Source organism: Mesorhizobium terrae (genome assembly GCF_008727715.1).
GTDB classification, from domain to species: domain Bacteria; phylum Pseudomonadota; class Alphaproteobacteria; order Rhizobiales; family Rhizobiaceae; genus Mesorhizobium; species Mesorhizobium terrae.
Map to the genome: position 1 here is coordinate 4,657,384 of NZ_CP044218.1, position 23,502 is coordinate 4,680,885.

At 61.9% G+C, this 23,502-nt stretch carries 14 protein-coding genes and 1 pseudogene; 3 read left to right on the top strand and 12 right to left on the bottom strand.

Annotation, left to right across the window (positions count from 1 at the left end; translation table 11 throughout):
* Window positions 1-16 precede the first annotated feature (16 nt).
* From FZF13_RS23590 to FZF13_RS23605, 4 genes are all read right to left on the bottom strand, one after another.
* Entirely contained in the window at window positions 17-1,789 is a 1,773-nt protein-coding gene (locus FZF13_RS23590; protein WP_024923988.1) for an AAA family ATPase, read from the bottom strand.
* Between the two features lie 701 nt (window positions 1,790-2,490).
* On the bottom strand, window positions 2,491-2,679 hold the full coding sequence (locus FZF13_RS23595; RefSeq protein ID WP_024923987.1) for a hypothetical protein: 189 nt from the start codon (window positions 2,677-2,679) through the stop codon (window positions 2,491-2,493).
* Between the two features lie 336 nt (window positions 2,680-3,015).
* Window positions 3,016-4,245, bottom strand: a complete 1,230-nt coding sequence (locus FZF13_RS23600) for a hypothetical protein (RefSeq protein ID WP_024927296.1) — start codon at window positions 4,243-4,245, stop codon at window positions 3,016-3,018.
* Window positions 4,246-4,442: 197 nt separating this feature from the next.
* On the bottom strand, window positions 4,443-4,688 hold the full coding sequence (locus FZF13_RS23605; RefSeq protein WP_139116483.1) for a hypothetical protein: 246 nt from the start codon (window positions 4,686-4,688) through the stop codon (window positions 4,443-4,445).
* A gap of 145 nt (window positions 4,689-4,833) precedes the next feature.
* Here FZF13_RS23605 and FZF13_RS23610 point away from each other — a divergent pair, with 145 nt between their 5' ends.
* Both FZF13_RS23610 and FZF13_RS23615 read left to right on the top strand, forming a co-directional pair.
* Entirely contained in the window at window positions 4,834-5,046 is a 213-nt protein-coding gene (locus FZF13_RS23610; protein WP_024923985.1) for a hypothetical protein, read from the top strand.
* 352 nt (window positions 5,047-5,398) lie between these two features.
* On the top strand, window positions 5,399-5,875 hold the full coding sequence (locus FZF13_RS23615; protein WP_244431311.1) for a nuclear transport factor 2 family protein: 477 nt from the start codon (window positions 5,399-5,401) through the stop codon (window positions 5,873-5,875).
* A gap of 390 nt (window positions 5,876-6,265) precedes the next feature.
* Here the strand turns inward: FZF13_RS23615 and FZF13_RS23620 are convergent, their stop codons facing one another.
* On the bottom strand, window positions 6,266-6,562 hold the full coding sequence (locus FZF13_RS23620; RefSeq protein WP_024923983.1) for a hypothetical protein: 297 nt from the start codon (window positions 6,560-6,562) through the stop codon (window positions 6,266-6,268).
* A 63-nt stretch (window positions 6,563-6,625) separates the two neighbouring features.
* On the opposite strand from FZF13_RS23620, the gene FZF13_RS23625 reads away from it, so the two are divergent.
* Window positions 6,626-7,276: a TetR/AcrR family transcriptional regulator gene (locus FZF13_RS23625; RefSeq protein WP_024923982.1), complete on the top strand. Its 651-nt coding sequence runs from the start codon at window positions 6,626-6,628 to the stop codon at window positions 7,274-7,276.
* 119 nt (window positions 7,277-7,395) lie between these two features.
* On the opposite strand, the pseudogene FZF13_RS23630 reads toward FZF13_RS23625, so the two are convergent.
* From FZF13_RS23630 to FZF13_RS23660, 7 genes and pseudogenes are all read right to left on the bottom strand, one after another.
* Window positions 7,396-7,856: pseudogene (locus tag FZF13_RS23630) on the bottom strand (tyrosine-type recombinase/integrase).
* Between the two features lie 117 nt (window positions 7,857-7,973).
* Window positions 7,974-8,948, bottom strand: coding sequence for a hypothetical protein (locus FZF13_RS23635; RefSeq protein ID WP_024923981.1), 975 nt, complete (start codon window positions 8,946-8,948; stop codon window positions 7,974-7,976).
* Window positions 8,949-9,043: 95 nt separating this feature from the next.
* Entirely contained in the window at window positions 9,044-9,682 is a 639-nt protein-coding gene (locus FZF13_RS23640; RefSeq protein ID WP_139116484.1) for a hypothetical protein, read from the bottom strand.
* On the bottom strand, window positions 9,663-10,676 hold the full coding sequence (locus FZF13_RS23645) for an OmpA family protein (protein WP_024927297.1): 1,014 nt from the start codon (window positions 10,674-10,676) through the stop codon (window positions 9,663-9,665). The genes FZF13_RS23640 and FZF13_RS23645 overlap by 20 nt, the downstream gene beginning before the upstream one ends.
* Window positions 10,645-11,250, bottom strand: coding sequence for a hypothetical protein (locus FZF13_RS23650; protein WP_139116485.1), 606 nt, complete (start codon window positions 11,248-11,250; stop codon window positions 10,645-10,647). The genes FZF13_RS23645 and FZF13_RS23650 overlap by 32 nt, the downstream gene beginning before the upstream one ends.
* A gap of 33 nt (window positions 11,251-11,283) precedes the next feature.
* Window positions 11,284-18,837, bottom strand: a complete 7,554-nt coding sequence (locus FZF13_RS23655) for a hypothetical protein (protein WP_024923977.1) — start codon at window positions 18,835-18,837, stop codon at window positions 11,284-11,286.
* A 37-nt stretch (window positions 18,838-18,874) separates the two neighbouring features.
* Window positions 18,875-23,494 (bottom strand): autotransporter domain-containing protein, encoded by a 4,620-nt coding sequence (locus tag FZF13_RS23660; protein ID WP_024923976.1) that lies wholly within the window; start codon window positions 23,492-23,494, stop codon window positions 18,875-18,877.
* Between the last annotated feature and the right edge of the window lie 8 nt (window positions 23,495-23,502).

Consider the following 23,502-nt stretch of genomic DNA (forward strand, 5'->3'; position numbering starts at 1 on the left):
AATCGTGCCCGTTTGCTCACTCTGCAGCGCTTGCGACGATGGCTTCGAGATCGTCACCAAGATGATGGCGCAGGATGCCGGCCAGGGCCGCGATGTCGGGCGGCGGGATGTTGATGTGCCTCTCGAGCCGACCTGACCGCAGCAGCGCCGGGTCGATCACCTGCGGGTTGTTAGTTGCCGCGACGACGATGACGCCCGGAGTTTTGACGGCGCCATCAAGCAGTTCGAGACCTCTGTTGACGACTGATGTCCAGTACTGGTCCCACTCGCCTCTCCGTTCGCGGCTACCGATCCCGTCGATCTCGTCAATGAAGACAATCCTCGGCTTCATTGGTTCCGCTTCGGCAAAAGTTGCGCTCATGCGCCTCAGCACATCACCTAGGTATCCCGGCTCCAGCCATGTCGCCACCGATGTTGCAACCAGCGGCACCTGAAGGCTGTTGCACAAGGCGCGGGCAAACATCGTCTTGCCAGTGCCTGGTGATCCCGACAGCAAGATCCTCGTACTCATCTCTTGCCAGGCGAGTTCGCCAGCCCGCCACAGCTCCAGGTCCTCTTTGAGCGACAAAGCCCAATCGACCGCTTCGCCATATCCGGCGAGCGTTTCGATGCGTGGAATGAACTGATCCGATGTCGTGCCGCCCGGCACGCAGGGCTGGATGACATCGGTGCCGCTGCCAGAGTCGCGGCCTGGCTTGCGCTTCACAATGCCCCCCGCGATAGAGTGCCCAGTACTCCCTTCCCCGCCCGCTTCCTGCTTCACCCGGAAGCGTCGGCGTCCAAGTTCACCAAGCAGTTCGAAAGCACGGGCCGGCGACTGGCCCGGACGGATGGCAAGCGCGAGATCCGAAAGCGAAAGCGCCGCAGTATGTTCGGGAACAAGATGACCATCATGGCTCGAGCCCAGAACTGCCAGGAGCGTGTTCATCACGATGGCAGGTGTCAGCGGCCCGCAATCGAGTCTAACAACAGCGATCCGTCGCAGAACCTCGGGGATTACCCGTCCACGCTCAGAGATACCGATGACCGGATAACCGCTTTCGGCCGCGAACCCGAGTTGGCGATCCCGCCAGTCGCCGTCGTCATCGAGTTCCGACGCTTTGAAGACGATTGCATGCCATCTTGGATCTTTGGCCCGCGAGAAGCGAAGCGACCCGGATCGCGAGAGCTCACTACCCTCACAAACAGCAACCCGTCCAGGCACGATCGCACCGCCCGCGACCAGGCCCAGGAAGATCTCCTCGAAGCCTTCGACTTCGGCCGTGACCGCGACAATAGGCGAAAGCGTCGAAAGGACTGCCGCGATCTCCGCTGGCGGCAGATCATTCCTGCCTGCAGCCTGCGCGATCAGAAGTGCGGCTGCGACATCGCCGGCCCGCAAAGGCATGGCTGAAGCTCGAACGGCGTCAACCAGCGCACGCACCTGGTGCACAAGCCGAGGGCTGATCTTACCATCGGCATCGGCCTGCGAGGTCCCGTCGCCGCCCCGGGTTCCCTCGGTGCGCATCTTCACCGAGGTGGTGCGGAAAAAATCGTCGCTGTCATCGCTGCGCCTTACGCGCCCGGCGGCGCTGCTGCGACGGATCATCCACAGCGCGTCTTCCGCTGATTTCCCCGATACCAGCGGCCCGACAGCAAAACCGCGCGGCCCGGCGCAAGACCCACGGTCTGCCTGATCTTCCGGGAGCATGCGCAGAATCCCGCTGGCAACCGCGTCGTGGACAGCTTCACTGGCCGCCCGGCGTCCGATCCGCCGGACAAAATATCTGGCGAGACGCGCCTCCATCATCGGCCGCCCTCCTCCGCCGACAACTGTGGCTTCGGATCCAGCAGCCCGAGGTCGCCAAGCCACTCAGCGACTGAGCGGCATGCCGGATCGCCTGCCTCGACAGCCTTAGTAAGGCGGTCGCAGACCGAGACCGGCAGCGACACGCTATGCGTGAGCGCCGAACGGGCAAAGTGAACAGCAAGGCCAACGATCACAGCCGGATCGTCGGCAGCTTTAAGGCGGCAGTGGCATGACGTCATTAGCCCGGCCCGGGCTAGCCGAGTGCATTCCGGGCTATGGCCGAGCAGTTCAAGCACCGTTTGGATAGAGCTGACCCTCCGTCCCGGAGAGTTCTGAGCAGAGGCCGCGCCAACGTCTCCAGTATGCGGAAGCGACTGTTTACCAAGACCGTGCAGTGCTTGTCGGATCACACGTCGATCACGGGACGATGGGCTCGCGACTGTGCCGGTGGGATCACTGACTGGCGACGTAAACGCTGGATCGGGGCGCGGCACCGGATTGTTGGGATGGGGCTCGTACATAGGCAAGAAATCTCCCGCCCGCGGCGGAGCCACGGGTACAGCTGGAACAAGAATGGTGGGTGTTGGCGCTGACGCCGCGCGCGGTAGGCAATTCAGACCTATCGATGCGGCCTAATGTCAGAGCCCCAACCTCAGGCAAACTTTGCCTGAGGTGCAAAAGCGGGCCGTCGCCCGATGGCGCTACCAGGAGCTGACCGGGATGATCAGGCACTCATAGTGATCGCGCGATCTTGCACCGGTGGAACCAAGGAGTCCGCCCAGGCTGACCGGTGCAACCGCCTCACTGAACAAAATCGAGTCGATGTCGACGGTGCCGCCAAAATGCTCGGAGGCTTTGCCGATCATGTATGCTGAGATAGAGGTCTTCATAGCCCTGCTCTTCCTTTCCAAGGGATCTGGGTCAGGCCTTCGATGGTGCGCTAACACCGTCGAGGGCCGTCTTGTCCGGCTGATTTGGCCGAAGCAGAATCATCCTGGCAGGATCCGCGGGAGATCTGAGCCCTTAAAATGCAGGCCTGAAAAAAATTGCGATCGTAGAGTTAAGATTGGGCTCTCGCGGGCCAGATGTGCGGATGGCATACTTGGTCGTGGGGCACGACCGGTTTGTCATGGAAGCCTCGATAGTGTCCGGACCAAGGAGACGGATCGGCCCGGAGAGAACCAGGCCGATCGAACTTGAACAGTATCAGCGAGCATCGGCGGTGATTATCGCGGCGCTGGCACCGCAATCTGCGAGACACCGCTATTCGTCGTCAAATGCACATCAACGTCTGGGCGGATGTTGATGGCGTCCACAGCCGCCGACAGGACCTCCAAGCTGTTTTGCTTTGTTGCCTTAGCCCCCCGATCCGCTTTGGCGACAGCTACCCTTGTGCGCGATTTTTTCTCCGACTTGGTGCGCTTGGCGATGGCCGCCTTTGCCATCTCAGCGATGACGGCAGCGGCCTTCTCTGCCCGATCGCCGACCAGCCACTCGAGCTGCGGCACTACCGTATCGGAGAGCCAAGTTCCGATATCGGCAGCCAGCGGCCATCCCTCGTAGTCACCGAGTTTCTCGAGCATCTCCCAAAGCTTGTACCAGTCATCATCATGGCTGAGCGGCTCCACATCCACCTCCTGATCGCCATCACCTGCAGGCCGCGCCAGCCAGATCAATGACTCCAACTGCTTCTGCAGCAGGCGCGCGGGATGAATGAGCGGCCGCATAGTGACATCTTTGGGTACTTTCTTGCCCCGCCGATGCGGTTCGAGTGCAATGTGGATTGCCCTAAGGACATTGACGGCCGTATCCATCATCGCGGCGATCCCACAGGTGGTTTTCTCGGCGATCTGCGCTTTCAGGCCTGCGACACCGCCTCTTGAAACGGCCCGCTTTTCCGCCTCCGGCTCGCTGCCTTCGCGAAGGATCGCCTTGACCTCTTTCACAGCGAACTTCCGGCCTGCCTCCTGCTGTGACAGCAGATCGTCGATGCGATCCGGCCGGGCGCTTGCCATCAAATACAGTGTGCTCGGCTTTATGCACAGACTCTCGACACGCGACCGATACGGGCCCAGAACACGGTGAACCGCGACGTAGTTCTCCGCGCCGCGGCGTGAAAGGTTGAGAATCTTCTTGGCCCACTTGGCAAAGGTTGCCTGATCAGGCGCCGCTTCCCGCACCTCATGGATGACCGCGCCGTATTCATAGACATGCGATGTCTCGAGCCGGCCAAGAGCGGCCAACCGCACGCGGGCCGCTTCCAGAGCGGGAACGGCCTCGGCGGGGATTCCGAGACCGGAATAATCGGGAGCTTCGCCCGCTCCCGACGCTACGATGGAGGGCGGGACGATTGCCGCGCGCGCGTTCTTTCTTCCACGCGAGGGTACCTCGATGTGGAAGCTTGCGGGAAGCGGCGTTGCGTCGGCAAGGTCGTTCGCAGGGGTATGCTTTGCCATGGAAAACTCCTTGGATGGCGTTTCAGATTGCATCTGAGGAATTGCGGAAAGAAAATCCTCGATAGCAATTCATTATGCCAACAAGTACGCAGTTGGTCAAAACACGTAATACTTAAAGACATAGTAAACGTAGAAATTGTAAACGCTATAAACATCTGTATTCTCGTCTATTGATGTAACTTTCAACTTTCTTGCTTTTATTGATGAAATTCCTCGTCAATGATTACCATCATTCTATTGTGAAGATCGGAGGTCATGAGTAATTCTTGGCGCGACCATGGCTTGGCGACCTTAAACGGCTGACCAATCGATACCTTTTCAAAGAAATGTTCGCGTGGATTTGCGGCGCCACCCAAGCACGGTGCCAACCAGGGCAAACTTTGCCTGACATTCATGGAAATGGTCACGCCATCGGCACGACCAGGCGAAGCTTCCGTCCTCACGGCATTTCCGCGACACGCCCGCGCTGCCCGCCGCTCAGCAGCATAATTGGACAAAACGCAACTGCTTCGGTCACCCATCACCCTGCTGCTTGCGCCCTGACTTGGACGACGTCACAATACAACCTTGCAGAAGGTGTCGCCGCCCATGAAAAAACCTGCAACCGGAGCGGATCTTTACACTCGGTTCTCGCGCGATGGTCCGCCAAGTGACCTGGCACTCAATCCGCCGGCCGAGAAGCCGTATCGGGCGCCCGACTTGGAAGAAGCTCTCTCCAAGCAGGGTGAAGGTCTGCCCACCTTGAACAACGCACCTCGGCAGGTCGGCATAGGCGCCGACTTGAAGAGCCAGGACGAATAACTTGTCATCTTGCTTGACACCAGATGCAAACGGTCGGCCTCTAGCGCCATGTGTCCTGTTTGGGGCCGGAAACTGTCTGTCGATTTTCGATCACGTGTGGTGATTAACTGCCATTCCGCAGGGCCGGAAGGCCGGCCTCGTAACGACGGAGCGGCGTGGTTGGCTCGGTGTCTATCCAACAAGCGTCCATTGCCTTGCAGACGGACGCCACTCGCCCCGGCTGCGCAACTCCGACCAGTTCCGCCGGAGCGGATCAGCTCACCACCTTCAGGGTCAATATTCGAGCCGTTTGACAAGCAGGATAAGGGCCCTCAAGGTTCGAAATCCATGAGCGCCTGAATGCAGCTCGATCATGCTGACCGCCCAAGAGCTTCGAAATTCAATCCACCGGGATTGTGACAAGGCGCCGGACTGGGAGGACACCAGGAAGATGAAGGACCGTGAAGATTTCCTGGCTTGGGTGAAGACCCCGCTGTACCAAGCCGAGCTTGCCCTCCACAATGGCGACCCGGCACCACGCCGCGCGCTCTGGTCTCATCGTGAGCCGGTCAGCGTTCTCGGCGCGTGGCGCAACGCAAACGGTCTGGCCGAGGTCGAAGACCTTTTTGTCTATCTGGGAAAGAGCTTCTCGAACTGCACGTCCTTCGTCTTCGAGCTGCAGGCGTACGACGTGATCGGCGACATGGCCTACACGGCTGGACTGGAGCGCACGTCCGTCTCGGTCGACGGCAAGCCTCGCACATACACATTGCGTGTCACCCAGGTCTATCGCCGGGAAGACGGTGAGTGGAGAGTCGTCCACCGCCATGGAGACACCGTGACCGAATGATGGCGGATGGTTTCCCCATGGCGGAGGAGGCCTGACGAGGCTGATAATGTGGCTAATTAAACGGCGCGCCCAGACGGGTCTGCCGCCCTGGGGCGATACCCCCGCGCCTTGGGGTTTGAAATCATTGAGCAGGCGGCCAAACCCAAGACCTCGTCAGGCTTGCTTTCACCATAGGCCCCCGAGACGCGCGAATGGCATTGCGGCCTGCGGCGCATGAGGGCCGCGCCTACAGGCCGGATACATGGCCGCACCAACCAGCCAAGCAACACTCGAAGAACCGGAGGGCCGTCCATACACGGCCCCATGCCCGTCGCCCGCACAGCGCCGAGCGATCACAACAGACACAAATGCCAACAGGCTAGCATCGGCGTCGGTGCAGACTGCGTCCGCCTAGTATTCGTGTGTCTCGACGAGCCGAGCGACCACGGCCGTTGGCTGACCGATCTTTGCTGGGGCTTTCTCAGGATCGGGCCACACCTTGGAGCGCAAGACATCGAGGAATCCCTGCGCCGACGCAGACTCGTCGAAGTCGGCGTCCAATAGCACACGCTTGTCGTCATCGACCGGGCGAAAGATGCGATAGCGACGCATGCCATGGGCCGCTCGGCCGGCCTGGTCTTGTGAGAATGCGTGCCTCCAGAGATCGTAGTCGCGAACCTGAATGTCGATTTTGAGTGTCGTAGTCATGAAGAAGCCTCCTGTGTTATCATGACACTGACGGTGAATTAATGTGAGTACCATTGTAGCGAAATGACCGAAACTGTCAAGTCCGTACGTTCCTATTCATCTGCCCGACGACAGGATGCCGCCGAGGCTACCAGGCGTGTAATTTTGGAAGCAGCCAGGCGGCTCTTCGAACGGGATGGCTATGTGGCTGCGTCGATGCAGGCGATTGCGAACGAAGCGAATGTGGCTACCAAGACCGTCTATCTCGTTTTTGGCAGCAAGGCGGATCTGCTGCGCGCAGTATGGGCGAACCGCCTCGCTCCCGGAGAGGCAAACGTTCCCGTGCTTGAACGCACTTGGTACAAGCAGGTACTGAAGGATGGCGATCCGCGACAGAAACTTCGGTTGATGGTCGAGCATTCGGTGTCGGTAAAAAGCCGATCTGCGCGGCTCATCGAGGTGATCCGCAGCGCGACGGCCGACAATGACGTGCGCGCGTTGTGGAATGAGATCGACACAAAACTACACGATGTTGCCGAAGAATTCGTCAAGCAACTCTCAGCGTTGGATGCTCTTCGGTCCGGTGTAACAGTTCGCGAAGCGGCGGATGCGCTATGGGCTCTCAATCACCCGACCGTCTGGCAACTGCTCGTGGCAGAGCAAGGTTGGACGACAACGGCGTACGCGATCTGGATCGAGCGCACGCTTGCCGCTGAACTCCTACGGGCCAGTTAGCAAACCGCGCCCTCCATCTCGATGTCTGCTTTCATTTCGTGGCGACGGGGGCTTCCAACGACTGCTATGGGGGCGCGTTGCTGAATACTGCCCCTCCATCTCTAGCGGGGCAGTCCGTCTCAGATCTCCGTCGTCTCGGCCAGAGTCAACGCGTCATCGATATCTACCCAAGATATCGAACTGTGTTTTCGATCTTGGTGTGTCCAAGCAATATCTGGATAGCTCGGAGGTTACCGGTCGCCTTGTAGATCGGGGCAGCCTTGGTACGACGGAGCAAATGCGTTCCGTATTCGTCGGGGCGCAGTCCAATCGCTCGAACCCATTCATCGACTAATCGCGCGTACCGTCGCGTGCTTAGATGCCCTTCGCGCTCAACTCGGCTTGGGAACGCGTAATCGTCGGTACTACCACTACGGCGTTCGAGCCAAGCAAGCAGACTTGTCCGCGTGTCTCCGATGATCTCGAACTGGACGGGCCGACCGGTCTTCTGCTGGATCACCATTGATCAGGTGCGTAATGCGTTGCCGAAAACGGAATGTCCGCGTTCAGAAGAGTTCGTCAGAAAGCAGCCGTGCCGCATATGATCCGCTGGTGACCTCGCGGGCCGTGGGCGCTCTATTGCATGAGCCGAGGAACGCCCTAGTCTTCTCGTGCCCGCCGGATATGAGATGGGGGGAGCGGGCACATCCCGTCCCTCTCATATACTGGGCTGCGGCGCTGGCCTCTCGCCAAAAGACGACACCGCCTTCTCCTTGAGTTGGCGGAACTGACGCGACGCCTCTGAGAGCCTGTAGTCCCATTCGGGATCGGGCGTCTGGCCCTCGATTGTCTTGAAATAGACCTGCATCAGCGAGGCGATGGCGAAGGGCTCCACGAAAGCGGCCTTCAGCGCCCAGGCGAAGACGATGGCCAGCACGAAGCCCCAGCCGCTTAAATGACCTGGCAGGAAGTAGACGACCGCGCCCGCCGGCGCCAGCATGAGCAGGAAGATGACGAAGGTGGTACCCCACAGGATCAGCGCCAGCCACACAGCGTTCTTGACCATCTTCGCGCCGTTCTGGGCGTAAAGCACGACGCCCTGCCGAGCGGTCTCGAAGGGCGAGGAGGATTCGATGCGAATATTGTAGCCGAGGATAATCTCGTCGACATAGGTCAGCGAAATACGGATGACCGTATTGGCGAAGCGCACCAACCCGTCCAGTCCCGGAATGGGCAGGAAGGCAGCGATGCCGCCGAGCAGGCCGGTGACGGCGCGGATCGCGCCCTTCACCAGTTGGTCGACGACGAAGAGGATATTGGCTTCGGCGAAGCGCTGCGTGACGACCGCTTTCGCGTAGGCGATCTGCCCCTGCCCGCCCGGCACATCGCGACCGTCGATCAGATGCACCATGACGGCGATATGGCCGGCCTTCAGCACATAGAGGATGTATTCGCGCAGCCAGTAGACGACGATGGAAACCAAGGCGAAGCCGGCGATGCCGCCAAAGAAAGCAGCTCCTTCCGGCCCGCCATCGGCGAAGATGTGGCCGACGCCCCAGCCGACGCCGGCGCCTGTTCCGGTCGCGGCGACATAAGCCAGCGTCATGGCAAAATAGACGACCATGCGGAAAAGGATGAACGGCCAAGTCCTGAACATGATCGCCACGGACCTGCCGATGGAGAAATCCCACATCACTTTACACTCCGGCAATGAGACAAAGCTGCAGGATCGCCCGCAGGGTCATCATGGACGTATGGAAATGCCCTATCATTCGAACCGGAGAATCCTCACGGAATTGATTTGCAGTCCCTGGTCATGAACTCGATGGACAAATTGTCGGTTTGCGAAGGCAGCTTGTCGAGATAGACCAGCTTCATCGAAACGAAGGGCTCCAGCGCCCCTGAACCATCATTGCGCAGGAATGTGATGGTGGCGGTGGCATGGACCGGCACTGGAGCCGCGCTGGCCGGGCCTTTCTCCATGCAGCTCATCGCAAACATCGAGTATAGGCTGGGGTCCGGATTAGACTTCATCCGGCCGGCCACGCAAATGTCGATCGCCTTGAGATCGGGCATGATGGTCTTGATGTCGCCCGCGCCATCTATGACGACGGGCGGATCTGGCTTTTCATATGTGTGGGAAGACGCCGGCACATTGAAATCCGTATGCGGCCCCTTGACGGTAAGCGTGCCGCTTGCGCCGCCGTCATAAGTCACGTTCATCGTGCCGGTGTCCCAGCCGGGTATGATGATGGTTTCTCCCTGGCATTCTATCCTTGCCGGTTCCGCGAGCGCGGATGAAGCGGCAAGACACCAGAAGGTTGTCGTAAGGAACCGTCGCATTGGTTTGCCTTTCATTCCACGTGTTGCAGCCCGTTGCTTGTCGAGATCGTCTCCCCTGCCCTCGCTATTGCGCGACCAGCTCAACCCGGCGGTTCTTGGCCCGGCCTTCCTCGGTATCGTTGGATTCGATCGGGCGAGACAAACCCGCTCCCTCGAACGACAGCCGGGCCGCATCCACACCGTAACCGCCCACGAGCGCGGCCGAAACGTTTGCGGCACGGCGGGTGGAGAGGTCCAGATTGTGATCGGCGGAACCGGTATTGTCGGTGTGGCCGACGATCTTGAGGCGCAACGAAGGTTTCTCGGCCAGAACCTTGGCAATGGCATCGAGGGCGAGTTTCGATTCCGGCTTCACCGTGTCCTGGTCGGTATCGAAGAGGATGCCGTAGAGATTGGCGCTGCCTTGCGCTTCCAGCGAAGCCGAAAGGTTGGATGTGTCGGCCGGCATTGCGATCTTGCCGGGTTCCATACCCTTGGCTTCCGCAATCCGCAGGAAAGCGACCGTCCTGTCCTTGTCCTCGCCGCTCATGACGCTGGCATAGACGGTGCCTTCCGGCCGATCTAGCCTGGCCAGAACGTAGCGCGCGTGATCGGCATAGGCTGTCGATACGCCATTGGTCGGATCGAGTTGTTCGCCCAGCAGATAGAGATCGCGCAGGTTTCCGGCCAAGCACGCCTGGTCGGCACAGGAAAAGACGATCGCAAAGCCCTTGTCCTTGAAGTTCGCCTCGTAGTTGGTCTCCACCTCCAGGGACGATGTGCCAGGCGCGAGTTCGTAGCGTATCTCGCTCGCCTTCCCTTGCTGCTTGAGCCACTCGGCCCCGGACCTGTCCTTGGTGGCGTTGCGTTCGAGCAGCGCGCCATAGTCATGCGGGGCGCGCAGGAACACCAGCTCGTCGAAATCCTTCGCCTTGCAATAGGCGATGGTCGAGCCCTGGAAGCGGCCCAGCAGCGGATTGTCCTTGCAGCCGTCGGCGTCTTGTGCCTGGGCAAGCAAGGGCGAGAGCATGATGCCCAGCACCACCAGCCAAAGCCTTGCAGCGATCCTAATCGGCGACACATTCATCTCCTTCGACATGGAAACCTTCCTTGCACGGTACGCAGCGGCCGTTCTCGAGGTGATCGTTGTGCGAGCAGGAGAAGCCGTCGTCCCCTGCGCCCCCCTCTCCCTCCACCGGAGGAAATTCGCTCTTTCGGCATTTGCCGTTGGCGAACTCCGTCCCCTCGTGGCAGATCCTGTTCTTTTTCTTGCCCTGCCTGTCGGGAACGCATTCCTCGCCGTTCCAGTGATAGCCAAAGACACATCCGCCACTGCCGCGCTTGCGGGCTTTCCGGTCCCTTACGCAGTCCTCACCGTCCCAACGCATGCCGTCGGGACATTCGGCCCTGTCCGTTCGGTTTTTCAGCCGCAGTACGCAGTCCTCGCCATCCCAGAGGAAGCCGCGCGGGCAACCGATGGACAAATCCAGTCCGATCTGTGCCAACCTTTGCAGCGAAGCAGCACCATGCAGGTTGCCGACGTCGCCTTCCCTTGCCTGTAACGAGCAAGCGCCCTCCCCGCACTGGGCTGCCTGGGACATTGGCGCCTGAACGAATGACATGAAGGCCGCGACCACCATGCCAGCCAGTCGCGCGAAAGCCGGGCTTCTCATCGACGCAACCTCCCGGCAGCAGCTTTGCCCCTTTCAGTTGACACGAACGATGCATTGACCATCCGCACCCTCCTTCGTGCCGCTCGGGCATACGCAGCGACCGTTCGATCCGAGCACCTTGTCGCCCGTGCATTGCGGCGGAGCCGGCCGCTGAGGTTGAGGTTGTGGCTGCGGCTGCTCGACCGGGACCACCTCGCAATAAGCACCGTATTTGTTTGGCTTGCTCAGAACCCTGTAGCCGGGCGGACAATCATGCTGCTGCGCCGGCGCCGGGTTGCTTGTGCCGCCTCCACCAGGCTGCTGATCGTAAGGCTTACGGCATCTGTGACCGTTGAATTCGTAACCGGGCGGACAGCAATTCGGATAGGTGCCGTTCGGACGGTTCGACGGACAGGACTGCCCCTCCTGTGGTTGCTCGCGGAGCCTGCGGCACGCGCCATCCCTGAACTGAGTGCCCTCGGGGCAGCAGTTCGGATAAGTGCCGTTCGGCCGGTTCGGTGGACACGATTGCTCCTCCTGCGGTTGCTCGCGAAGCCTGCGGCACGCGCCATTCCTGAACTGGGTGCCTTCGGGGCAGCAGTTCGGATACGTCCCGATCGGGCGGCTGGCGGGGCAGGCCCGCTCCTGAGCCGACCTCGGCAAGCGGCATTTGCCGTTGCGGTATTCCGTGCCCTGTGGACAGCAATTGGGGTAGGCGCCCACCGGCCGGTCGGCCGGACAGATGGCGGGCGCCTGCTTCTGTTGCCTGACCTTGTCCGGCACACAAGCCTTACCTTCCGTATGCGTCCCGCGCGGGCAAGCGACACATTTTCCGGTTCGCGCATCCTTCACCAGGCCGCCGCCGCATTTCACTTCGACGGGCGCGGCTTGCGCATTGCGACACTTGCCGTTTCTGTATTCGGTGCCTTGCGGGCAACAGTTGGGGTAGGTCCCGACCGGCCGGGCGGCGGGACAGACTTTGATCTCTTCGGGTGCCGGCTGCATACTCGTGTTGAAGCCGCCGCTTCCGGGTCCCGTCGCGCATGCCTTGCCGGTCCAATTGCTATTGGGCGGGCAGGCGCACAGACCGTTGCCGGCCAGCACCATGCCGAATTTGCAGGCCGCTGAAGGCGTCACCAGGACCGGAGCAGGCTCGGGCGCCGGCTGCATGCTGGTGTTGAAGCCGCCGCTTCCGGGTCCAGCCGCGCATGCCTTGCCGGTCCAACTGCTATTGGGCGGGCAGGCACACAGACCGCTGCTGGCGAGCACCATGCCGAATTTGCAGGCCGCTGGAGGCGTCACCAGAACCGGCGCAGGCTCGGGCGCCGGTTGCATGCTGGTGTTGAAGCCGCCGCTTCCCTCGCCGCTGCATGTCTTTCCGTTCCATTTCGTACCAGGAGGACATGCGCAGATTCCATTGGTCGGGATCATGCCGGCCTGGCAGGTCGATACAGGCGGCAATGCCGCCACGGTCACGCAGGACTGCGCGCCTTGCGCACCTGACCCGTCGGAAACATCGGCGCAATTCGAAAACTGCTTCGACGACGCATCGCCAGGCAGGCGCACCACCATCTTGAAGTTGCGCGGGCCGAACGGACTGCCTTCGGGTGCGTCGAGGTCGAGGCGGACGGGTCCCAGCGACGTGCAGGAGAAGGGAATCTGCGTCGGCTGTGCCGCGCATGGCAGCGGGGGCGTGATCGAAACGATCTGCGCCGAGGATAGCCCTGACAGCTTGTCCGAGATTGTGACCGGTGCATTGTGGTCGATCGGCCCCGGATTGAACAGCCTGATGGTGAAATTGCAATCCCCGCCAAGCGCACAGGACTGGTCGCCGGTCTTGGTGACCTTGACGTTGAAGGGATCGAGCGTGTACTGGGCGCAGCGGCGCAAGCCGTCGCCGATCGTGCCGTCGGCCACCTTAAGGGTCGCGCAGTTCTGGACGGTGGCGTTCTTCTTCCAGCCTGGCCCCGGAGTCACCCAAATCGGGACCGAGACGTTCGCACCACCGAAGCCGATCGCTTGTTTCTTGAAGGTGCACTTCAGGTGGCGCACATCAAGTTTCTGACAATCCCAGTCCGGATCAGCCGCCATCTCTAGCCCAGCCGGCTGAGACTGCGGCTTCCCCCCTGCGCCGCTTTCGGGAACTTCGTCGATGAACTCGATCGGTCCGGTGTATTGCGGGCCGTCATTGGTGACGATGACGTCGTATTTGCAAGGGCCGTTTATGGTGCATTTGAGATCCGCCACCGCCACGAACAGCGACATCTTTGGACGGAACGGATTAGCTTCCTTGATCGTGACACAGCGACTGCGGGCCTCCCTGTCGAACGGGCTGGGATTGCCGTTGGCGGCGGGGTTGTAGTCGATACAGTTTGTGTAACTCGGGGAAACCGTCCCAGTCTTGATCAACACCCTACCGCCGAGCGATTGGCCTGGTTCCAGCGAGGCCTTCGCGTTCGAGATGCAGGCGAGCGAGGGCTTGGCGGTGCGGAAGCACTGGAAGTCGCCGTCGATGGTTTCGATGGTGGTATCGGCATTGAGTGGCTTGAAATCCTCCTCGATGACGAAGGGCCCAGGAGCGGCATCGTTGCCGACATTCTTCAGCACGATCGCGAAGGCACAACTCGGCACGCAGGTTTGCGCCGCCGTGAATTTCTGCGCCTGCAGCAGCGGGCCTCTGACGAGCGGAATGGTGGCGCATTGGTTCTCGCCGCCGGCGAAGGAGGCGCAGCTCTTGATGGCGGTGGCCATCGTTCCATTGCCGGGCTTGAACGTCATCGGCACCGCGATGCTCTTGCCCGGTGGAACCTTGATCGATTTCATCGAGGTGCAGGTGACGTCGTTGCCGTCCTTCTTGCAGGTGATCGAGCCGAGTACGCCAGCAGGATCATTGCCCGACGCTTCGCCTCCGCCTTCCATCGTGATGTTGGGGAAGGCGCTGCCGTCCGGCTGCGAAAGATGAACGGTGAAGGAAACAGGTCCGTCGAACGCCGGCGCATCAGCGGGGTTGTTAAGCGATGTGACGAAGGCACAGCCGCCGCCTATGTCCGAGCACTGCCCCACCGCCGGATTGTTCGCCAGCGCAAGGTTGTTGTGCTGGACCGGAGCCGGCGCCTGCAGCGGTGCGGTCGCACAGGAGGACGTTTGCGCTCCCTCAAGCGTGGCGCAGTTCTTCATCTCCTTGATAGCGCCGATGCCTTTGCCGAGGTCGGCAAAAAGTGTGATGTTGATGGAATCCTTTGCCGCGAGCGCAATCAGAGGGCTAGAGCAAGCGAAACCCTGTCGCTGCTTTGCGCACTCGAATTTGTGATCGGCCGTGGCCGAGACGGTCGCGCTGCCGAAGAGCCCTCCATCGCCCGTCACATCATCCCTGAACATGAACTGCCCTTTGACCTCGGCATCGCTCGTGTTGGTGACGGTGATATTGAACTTGCACCGGTTGTCGACGCAGGGCTCGTTGCTGAATGTTTTCACCAGGCTCAGAGGCCCTGCGTTCGAAGTCTGCGGCTGTCCGGGTTTCGGAATGACCTTGCCGCCACCGCCGTCCGGATCCTTGATCGCAACGATGGCGCATTGCTCGGGCGCAGGCTCCGGCGGCTGATTGCCGGCCTGATCGCCTGGCTTGTTGCCACCGCCGCCGCCCGCGCCGGGATCGGGATTGCCCTTGTTGGCGAGTTGCGCCTTGCAGGCATCGAGCTTCTTTTGCATGTCCTGCTTGACAGCCTGATTGGCCCCCGGCTTCTGAAGGCAGATGTTTGTTGCGTTCTCAACCGTCAGGGCCGGAACGGCGTCCTTGCAGCTGATCGCCTTCATCTGGTCGTTCAGCGCCATCACGTCCCTGGCGAAGCCGGAACAGGCCTCCTTGTTTTTGTTTCCGGCCGCGCATTGGGCGAGCCCGTCGGCGCGCGCCTTGTTTTCCGCCTCGAACGCGGGATCGGCGGTGCTGGCGCGCGCCATGCAGAAATCGATATGCGCCTGCCTGTCGCTCGACCAGCGCCCCTGTGGGCCTGTCGGCGCACAGCCCTGGTTGGCGAGTGCGGCTGCCGACTGAAGCGCTCCGTCGGCATAGCCCTCGCAGAATTTGCTGCTTTTGCAGACAAACCAGTCCCCCTGGTTGACGAAGGTATCGCGAACGCCGGCCTTGTTGACATGATTGCCCGCGACCTTGCCGTCGGCGCCGATGGTGCCTTCGTAGTGGCCGGTGTCGCCACTTGCCACCTTCCACTTCACGTCCAGAACGAACTTGTTTCCGGACAGAGTGCCGGTGACCGTGCCGGAAATGGCCGCGCCGCCATCCTTCGGAAAATAGGACACCCGCCCGCCAGTGACGACGCCGTTTGCATCGACCGCCATCTGGCCGAAGCGGATCTCCAGGCCGTTGCTTTGGCGGATGACGAACCCGCCATTCTTGACGCCCCATTGCGTACAGTCCTGCGCGACGCCATTGACGCCGCCAATGTTGCCGCCAGGATTGTCGATCAAATGCAGCAGACCGGCTCCCCTTGCAAAAGGTTCCGGGCGGAAGCTCGCAAAGCTCATCAGCGGATTTCTAGCCGAAGGCTTCAACAGCATGGCCTTTTTCTGAGGCACGGCCGGCGGGACCGCCGCCGCGGGTCTCACGGCGCAATTCTTCAGGCTGGTGGTGCCGTCGGGCAGATCGAGGTCCAGGGTCAGGGTTAGGGTTTTCGTCTCGTGCGGGCCAAGCCCGCTGGCGGCATTGCCGAAGGTGCAATTGAAGGGCGGTCCACCCTTCTCACAAGCAAACAGGTCAGGTAGCGGTGCGTCGGGAAGCTTTGCTCCCGCGACATTTGGCATATCCGTGAACGGAATGGGACCAGGCACCGCCACGTCGGTAATGTTGGTCAGCGTGATCTCGAAGGTGCAGGGGCCGACAAGCGGACAACTCGCCGGGCCTTTCTTCGTGATGACCACGGGGCCGGTCTGCATCGGCGCATTCGGATCGAGTGGAATTGAGGCGCAAGCCGGAGCCTGCGGCTGGTCCTGTCCTGCTTGCGGCAGGCCCGGCTGGTTCCGATCCGCCTGAGGTGCGTCAGGCTCGGGCAACTTGTTGTTCAGCGGCTCGTCGAAGGCAATCGCAGCCGTCGCCTCGCCCGCCAGCGGTCCGAAGGTGACGGCGGCCTTGGTCTGCACGAAATCCGCAGCGCCGCCCTCGGTCGTATCGATGGAAAAGGCAACCCGCACGGTGCGGCTTTCGCCCGGCGGCAGAGTGAGTTCCGGCTGTTGGCAATCGAGTTCCCTGCCATCGGGCTGGCATTGCAGCCCCGCCGGCAGGGTCATGCTCTGCGGCGAATTTTTCGCCTGGCTTTGCGTTCCGACCGCCAAGGTCTGTATGACCCTGAAAGGTCCCGTGACGGGGTTCGGACTTTTGTTGGTGACCTTGACCTCGAACTCGCAGGTCCCGGCCTTCGGCGAGCATTGGGCCGGCACGCCCGAGGCCTGCACGACCAGGCCTCCCGCATCACTGGCGGTCGGCGGCGGCAGCGCGACCTGCTGCTTTTTCGCTTCCGGCTTCTGCTCGTTTTGGACCTCCGGCGGCGCTTGGTGGTCGATGGCGACGCAGTTCTTGACCTCCTTGACATCCGCCGGCGTGTTGGGTGCGAAGACCACGTGCATGTCGAGCTTGCCGTTGGCAGGCACCGGACCCGGATGCGTACAGGTAAAAGGCGCTACGTTGCTGCACTGCCAGGGAGCACTGGGTTGACCCGTGAGTGCGGCCTGCGGCGCTTCGATCATCTCGTTGACGACGATCGGGCCAAATACCTCCGCCCCGCTATTGTGGATTTCTATGTCGAAGGCGCAGCCACCCTTGGGCGAGCATTTCGCAACCGCGGCGGTCTTGACCAAGGTTAGCTTCCCGGTCTGATCACCGCCTTTGTCAATGGGCGGAAAAGTGGGTTTTCCGCCGTCACCCTTGGCCACGCCCGGAAAGCCAGTTCCTCCGCCGCCAGTGGCGACGCCCGGAAAACCGGGCTGTCCGCCGCCCGCCACGCCGGGAAACTGCGCTCCCCCGGAAGCCAGAGGTGGGAAGCCGCCGGGCTCTCCGCACTGCGAGAGGACGGCCACGCCACCGGCATGGCCACGCGCCTCGGCATCGTCCTGGCTGGGGTCGAGGGCGACGAAGGCAGTTGGAATATCCGCGCCCGCGGCCTTCTGGAATCGGCTTGCCTCGCCGATCTGCAGTCCGTGAACTGTCTTTTGCCGATTGAGGAGATCGCCCGAAGCCACCAATGTCGCCCCGCACGATGCGGGATCGAGACTGCCGTCCTGTCGGTAGGCATATTGCAATGCGAGCCCGCCACTGCCATCGCGCCGCTCCTGCGATTGTCCGACCGGATAAGTGAGAGTATCGAGTTGCCAGGCCGACGCTGCCTGCGCATCGTCCGGCCGCTGAGGTTCATAGCGAATGACATCGGCTGGGCCATTGGCGACAAATGCGCCATAGTCACCGGTGCTTTGCGTGGCACCGCGGATCGCAAGGATCATGCCGCCTTGATTGTCGAAGGCGATCGTCGCGATCGTACCTTGCTCATCGACACCGACCTCAATGCGCGCGTCCTGCAGGAACGAGCCGTCATCGGCGAGGCCCACGGACCAAATCTCCGGCCCCTTGGCTACTGCGTAGTAGAGCCGCCTGTCGTGAACCGCCATCGCATCGATGCGGCGGGCGCTTTGCGTAAAACCCCAGGTCGCCGGGTTGGTCGTATCGAAATCGGGAGACGCGATATCGAGCCGCTTTCCGTCGTCCGCCACGCTTTCCCTGCCGGCCTGCGGCTCACCTTGCATCCCGTGATCGAACTGGGCGACATCTTCGCCGATGCTTGCGCCTTTCAGCTGATGAATGATGCCGGTATCGAGGTCTGAGGCGTAGAGCGAACGGCTGATGGGATCGAAGGCAAGACCACCTATGCCGGGGCCACTGTTTGCCAACCCGTTACTGCCGAGCTCCGCATACAATCTCGCCGCGCCCGTGACGCTGTCGATCTTCCAGATCGCTCCGGCACCGCCGCCTGGCGCCTTGCCGAACAATCCGTCCATGAAGCGGGCACCAGGAGCGCCTCTCATCAGCCGGTCGGGTTGCCCATCGCCATCACTATCGGGACCGACAATGTAGAGACCGAAGGCTGATGTCGCGGCCGCATAGAGGCCGGGCGTACCGCGCTCATCCGCGGGAAACTGGTCGAAAACCAGTGCGAAGACGTGGCCGATTTCCCCGGCCTTGAATTCCTTGCGCAGCGGCATGTCCAATTGCTGACCGGCCAGAGGCTCGGTGGTGCGAGCCCCGTCATAGATGCGCAGCGTGGTGCCCTCGGGGTCGATCACCGTCTTGGTGAGCGGATCCAGGCCCGGACGCAGTCCTTGGCCTTGGAGCTTCACACCGGCAAAGCCGGACGCCGCGATGTCACCTGGCTTCAGCACATTCACCGCGGCAGCAGCCGCAACATCGTCGGCGTATCCTACAGACGGTTGCAGCAGAACCGCGACCAGCAGGGCAATCCCAAGTTGGAAAGCGAGGCGGCAAGCTTTTGCGGCCGACCAAGATCCGGAACGAATGCCGGAAAACTGTTCGATGCGAAGCGTCTTCGTCATAGCCATTTGCCTCTTGGGCTTGCGTCGTCCTCGCGCATCAGAACTTCACGTCGAGATTGCCCCGCACGCTTTGGTCGGTCGTGCGAGTGCCGAACTGTCCGCTATAGGAAATGCCAAGCGTGGTGTTGGGCGTAATGGCAAAGTCCAGGCTTGCTTCCGCCACCGCCGTGTTCTTCGCGATCGGCACGCCGGCGATGGTGAATGGCGCGCCACCCGCGAAGGCCATGGTGGCAAGAGGTGTCACATCGCCGAAAGCGTGCCGGATGCCAAACATGCCTCGTGCCGTGGCGTTGACGTCACCCAGCATGAAGATCGTTGAAGCGCGCAGGCCCAGCGTCGTGAAGGTCGCGTCCGTCGAGCCGCCGTTGCTCGTCAGGGCAGCAGCACCTCCCACCTCATTGAAGCCATCGGTGTGAAGGTTCACATAGGCGAGATTAGCGAAGGGCTCAAAGCCGATGGTGCCCGCGCGCATCCCATAGGCCAGTTCGCCGAACGCCTGCGCGATGCCGGCATTGTACTTGCCTTTCAGGCTGTCGGAGAAACCTGGAAAGGCAACAATGCGGCTGGTGGAGATATCGTGCCACGTATAGGCCGCGCCAGTGCGGAATGCGAGGCTGCCCCATTCCGTGCCGCCGTAGAGACCGACATGGTAGTTGTCACTGATGCCCGATGAATTCCGGTCGCGAACATTGAAATTGGTGTGACTGTAACCAGCAAGCATGCCGAAGCGCCAAGTGTCGAAGACGAGCGTGTCGGTGCCGACGAAGAAACCGCCTGTCGAGCGGCTAAGACGCGCCGCGTTGCCGTCATCATCGGTATCGCCCCACGATCCGAAGGCACGGCCCCAGACTGCAAAGCGTTCGGTGTTTGCAGGCCCATATTCCGGGTCGCCCGAGGCATAACTCATCACCGGCGCACTCACCGCCCCGAACCCATCGAAAGCGGAGCGCAGGCGATCGTTCATCGCATCGCGCACGAAGCGGCTGTCCTCGATCAGCGCCGCCTTCGCCGAGGCATGAACCTCGCCGGAAAGCCGATCATAGGAGGCGCGCGCCGATGTGGTGTCGAACTGCGCCAGGGCGCCGATGAGCGGGTTCGTCAGAGGCAGGCTGTCGAGGCCGCCGCCGGTCGCGGCCTGGTTGGGCGTCTGGCCGACCGAGGCGAAGGTCACGGTGCTGCGACTGACATCCAGATAGACGTTGTTCGGATCGTAGTTCAGCCCAAAGGACAGGAATGGCGTCGAAGCCGGGTTCGCCAGGGTCATGCCGTCGAAGGCACCCGAGCGGCCACTGGTGGCGGTGACAATGGTGTAGTGCGTCCCCATCGTGTAGGCGCCGGGCGCATTGAGAACCTGGACTGTGCCGCCGCTGATTGTCGCCGCGCCGTTGACCTTGGCGAACGAGGCTGTAACGGAGTTGACGTTGACCGCATAGGTGGAGCCCGGCTGGAAGGCGAGCATTCCGCTTACCGTCGCGCTGGTGCCGGCGGCGCCGCTGCCGGGCTGGAAGGTGGCACCGTTAGCGACTGTCAGCGCACCCGATGAGCCCGCCCCCGTGAGGAGACCGCCCGAGACGGTCACGGCGCTGGTAATCGCGCCATTGTTGGTCGTGGTGCCGGCGATCTGGGTCAGGCTGCCATTGATCGTGCCTGCATTGCCGACGATGCCCGCCGTGCTGAAATTGCCGTTCCAGGTCGCACCAGCGCTGTTGACGATCGTGCCGGTGTTCGAGGCGACGGTAGCGTTGTAGGTGGCGTTGTTGATAATCACTCCGGCATTATTGAGGTCGTCGGTCACCGTGCCGTTGTTGGTGATGACACCGCTCGCGGCGTTGAAGATGCCGCCGTTGGCCGTCAGCGCGCCGCCAGCCGCCACCGTGGCGGTGCCATTGTTGGTCAGGAGGCCGGCGAGCGCGTAGTTGCCGCCGCCAGCCACCGCGAACGTTGCGCCATTGGCGTTGGTGAAGGTGCTATTGCCGGCCACCGTGCCGCCGACATTGAAGCTGCCCCCGGCATTGTTGGCGATAGCGCCATTGAGCGCGCCGCCATTGGCGATCACGGTGCCAGCATTGATGACGCCGCCCGAGACGCTGCCGCCGGTCTGGGTGAATGTCGCACCTGCATTGTTGGCGACACTGCCCGCCACCGTCCCGGCGTTCGCAAGCGCAGCATTGTTGTTGACATCCGACGTGACGCCGCCGGTCGAGGCAATCGCCAGCGTGCCGGCACTGATCGTCGTCACACCGCCATAGGTATTGGCTCCGGTCAGCGTCAGCATGCCGGTTCCACTTTTGGTCAGCGCACCGCTGCCGCTGACCAGGCCTGCCAGCGTCAAATTATTGGCGCCAGCGACATCGATCCCGCTCGTGGTGGAAGATGTGGTGATCGCACGCGCTGTCGAGAAGCTTGCGGTGGCCTGTAGCGTGCCGCCGTCAAGAATGACGCGGCTGGCTGCAGCGCCGAGATTGCTGTCCGAACTGACCGACAACACGCCGCCACTGATCGTCGTATCGCCCGTATAGGTGTTGGTACCCGTCAGAACGGTTGTGCCTCCCTCCACCAGCACTTGGCCAGGTCCTGAAACCACAGGCGCGAACACATAGTTTGACCCGGTGTGATTGAAGACGATCCGACCGTCGCCAGCCCCGAACGTCACGGAGGCGGCATTCAGCGTGCCGGGAGCCACCGGCGTCTGTCCAGAGGCGCTGCCGATGTTCAGCGCTCCCGTTGAAACGGCAAGTTTCGCCACCAATACGGCTCCCGATACGTTCACGACGCCGCCATTCCGGATATTCAGCGTGTCGTTGTACCAGCCGCCGACAGCGAGATCGCCAGTATTGGTCCAGGTCGAGCCGGCGCCGTCCACCGTCACCACGCCAGAGTGACCCGTTGATAATTCACCGATCTGCCCGCCCACGCTGGTGACCGTGCCGCCGTTCTGGATGGTCAGTGTGCCGGAGGCGCCCAGGCCGGGGCCGCCTCCGACAACGAGACGGCCGGTATTGGTCCAGGTCGAGCCAGCGCCGTCCACCGTCACCGCGCCAATCGAGTCCCCCATGGAGCTGGTATAGCCGACAAGCCCATCCACGTTGGTAACCATGCCGCCGTTCCGGATGGTCAGTGTGCCGGTGCCGCCGCCGTTGGTGTCGCCGCCGCCGACAATAAGATTGCCGGTGTTGGCCCAGCTCGAGCCGGGACCGTCGACGATCACCTCACCAACGCCTTTGCCCGCCATATAGGAGCCAATGGTTCCATCTGTGCTGGTGACCGTGCCACCGCTCAGGATGTTCAGCGTGCCGGTTCCGGCGCGCCCGACAGTGAGGTTGCCGGTGTTGGTCCAGCTCGAGCCCGAGCCGGTCACCGTTACCTTGCCGGTCGAGCCCGGCTGCCAGCCGATAACTCCGTCGGTGTTGCTGACCAAGCCGCCGTTCAGGATGACCAGCTCCCCCTTGCCATGGTCGCCGACAGTGAGCGCGCCGGTATTGGTCCACTTCGAGCCAGGGCCGGTCACCGTCACCGTGCTCGAGGGGTCTGTATGGATGCCGATCTGCCCGCCCACGCTGCTGACTGCGCCGCCGTTCTGGATTATCAACGTGCCGGTGCCGTTATTGCCGACCTGGAGATAGCTGGAATTGGTCCAGGTCGAACCGGCACCGTCCACTGTTACCGCACCGGTCGAGCCCGGCTGCCAGCCGATGACTCCGACAGTGTTGATGACCCTGCCGCCGCTCTGGATGTTCAACGTGCCGGTCCCAGAGGAGCCGACATAGACGACACCGGCATTGCTCCAGGTCGAGTCGGCGCCGTCCACCGTTACCGTGCCAATGCCCCTGAACGGTGTACCGTTGTTGCCGATGATTCCTGTGGCGCTAAGGACCGTGCCGTGATTCCGGATAGTCAGGGTGCCCGTGCCGGAATCACCAACATAGAGAGCGCCGGAGATGGCACTGCCCAATATCGAGTAACGACCGTCCACCGTCACTGTACCAGTCGAGCCGGAATTACGGCCGATGGATGCCGTACCAGCGTATTCGACCACGCCGAAGTTCTGGATGTTCAGCGTACCGGTGCCGGAGTTGCCGACATCAAGGTTACCGAAATTGGTCCAGGTCGAGCCAGGTCCGTCCACCGTCACAATGCCGATCGAGTTGGCCTGCTCGGCGATCTCCCCGGAGATATCGCGGACTTGGCCGCCGTTCCGAATGATCAGCGAGCCGGTACCATAGCCGCCGACCATGAAATCGGAGGAATTGGTCCAGATCGAACCGAGACCGGTCACCGTCACCGTGCCCGTAGAGCCGAAGCCAACACCGATCACTCCGCTCACCCCGAGGGCGTTGCTGGCCACCGTGCCGCCGTTCTGGATCGTGAGGGTGCCGATGCCGGTCCGGCCGACACCAAGCCAGTATGATTGCGCCCCGACAGCGTCGACCACTGCCGCGTTGGGAGAAATCGTATCGATATTCGCGTCGGTCGCACTGGTCGGAACGCCAGCCGACCAGTTGCCGGCTGTATACCAGTCGGTCGATGTGGTGCCATTCCAGTCAGTGCCGGCCGCCCGCGATGGCGTCCCAGCCAGTATCACACCGAGGACGATGAGCGAGGTTGTGCTGAACAGCGCGCGGCGGCGAACCGCGGCCGATTTTGTCCGAATATCCAATGTTGCCC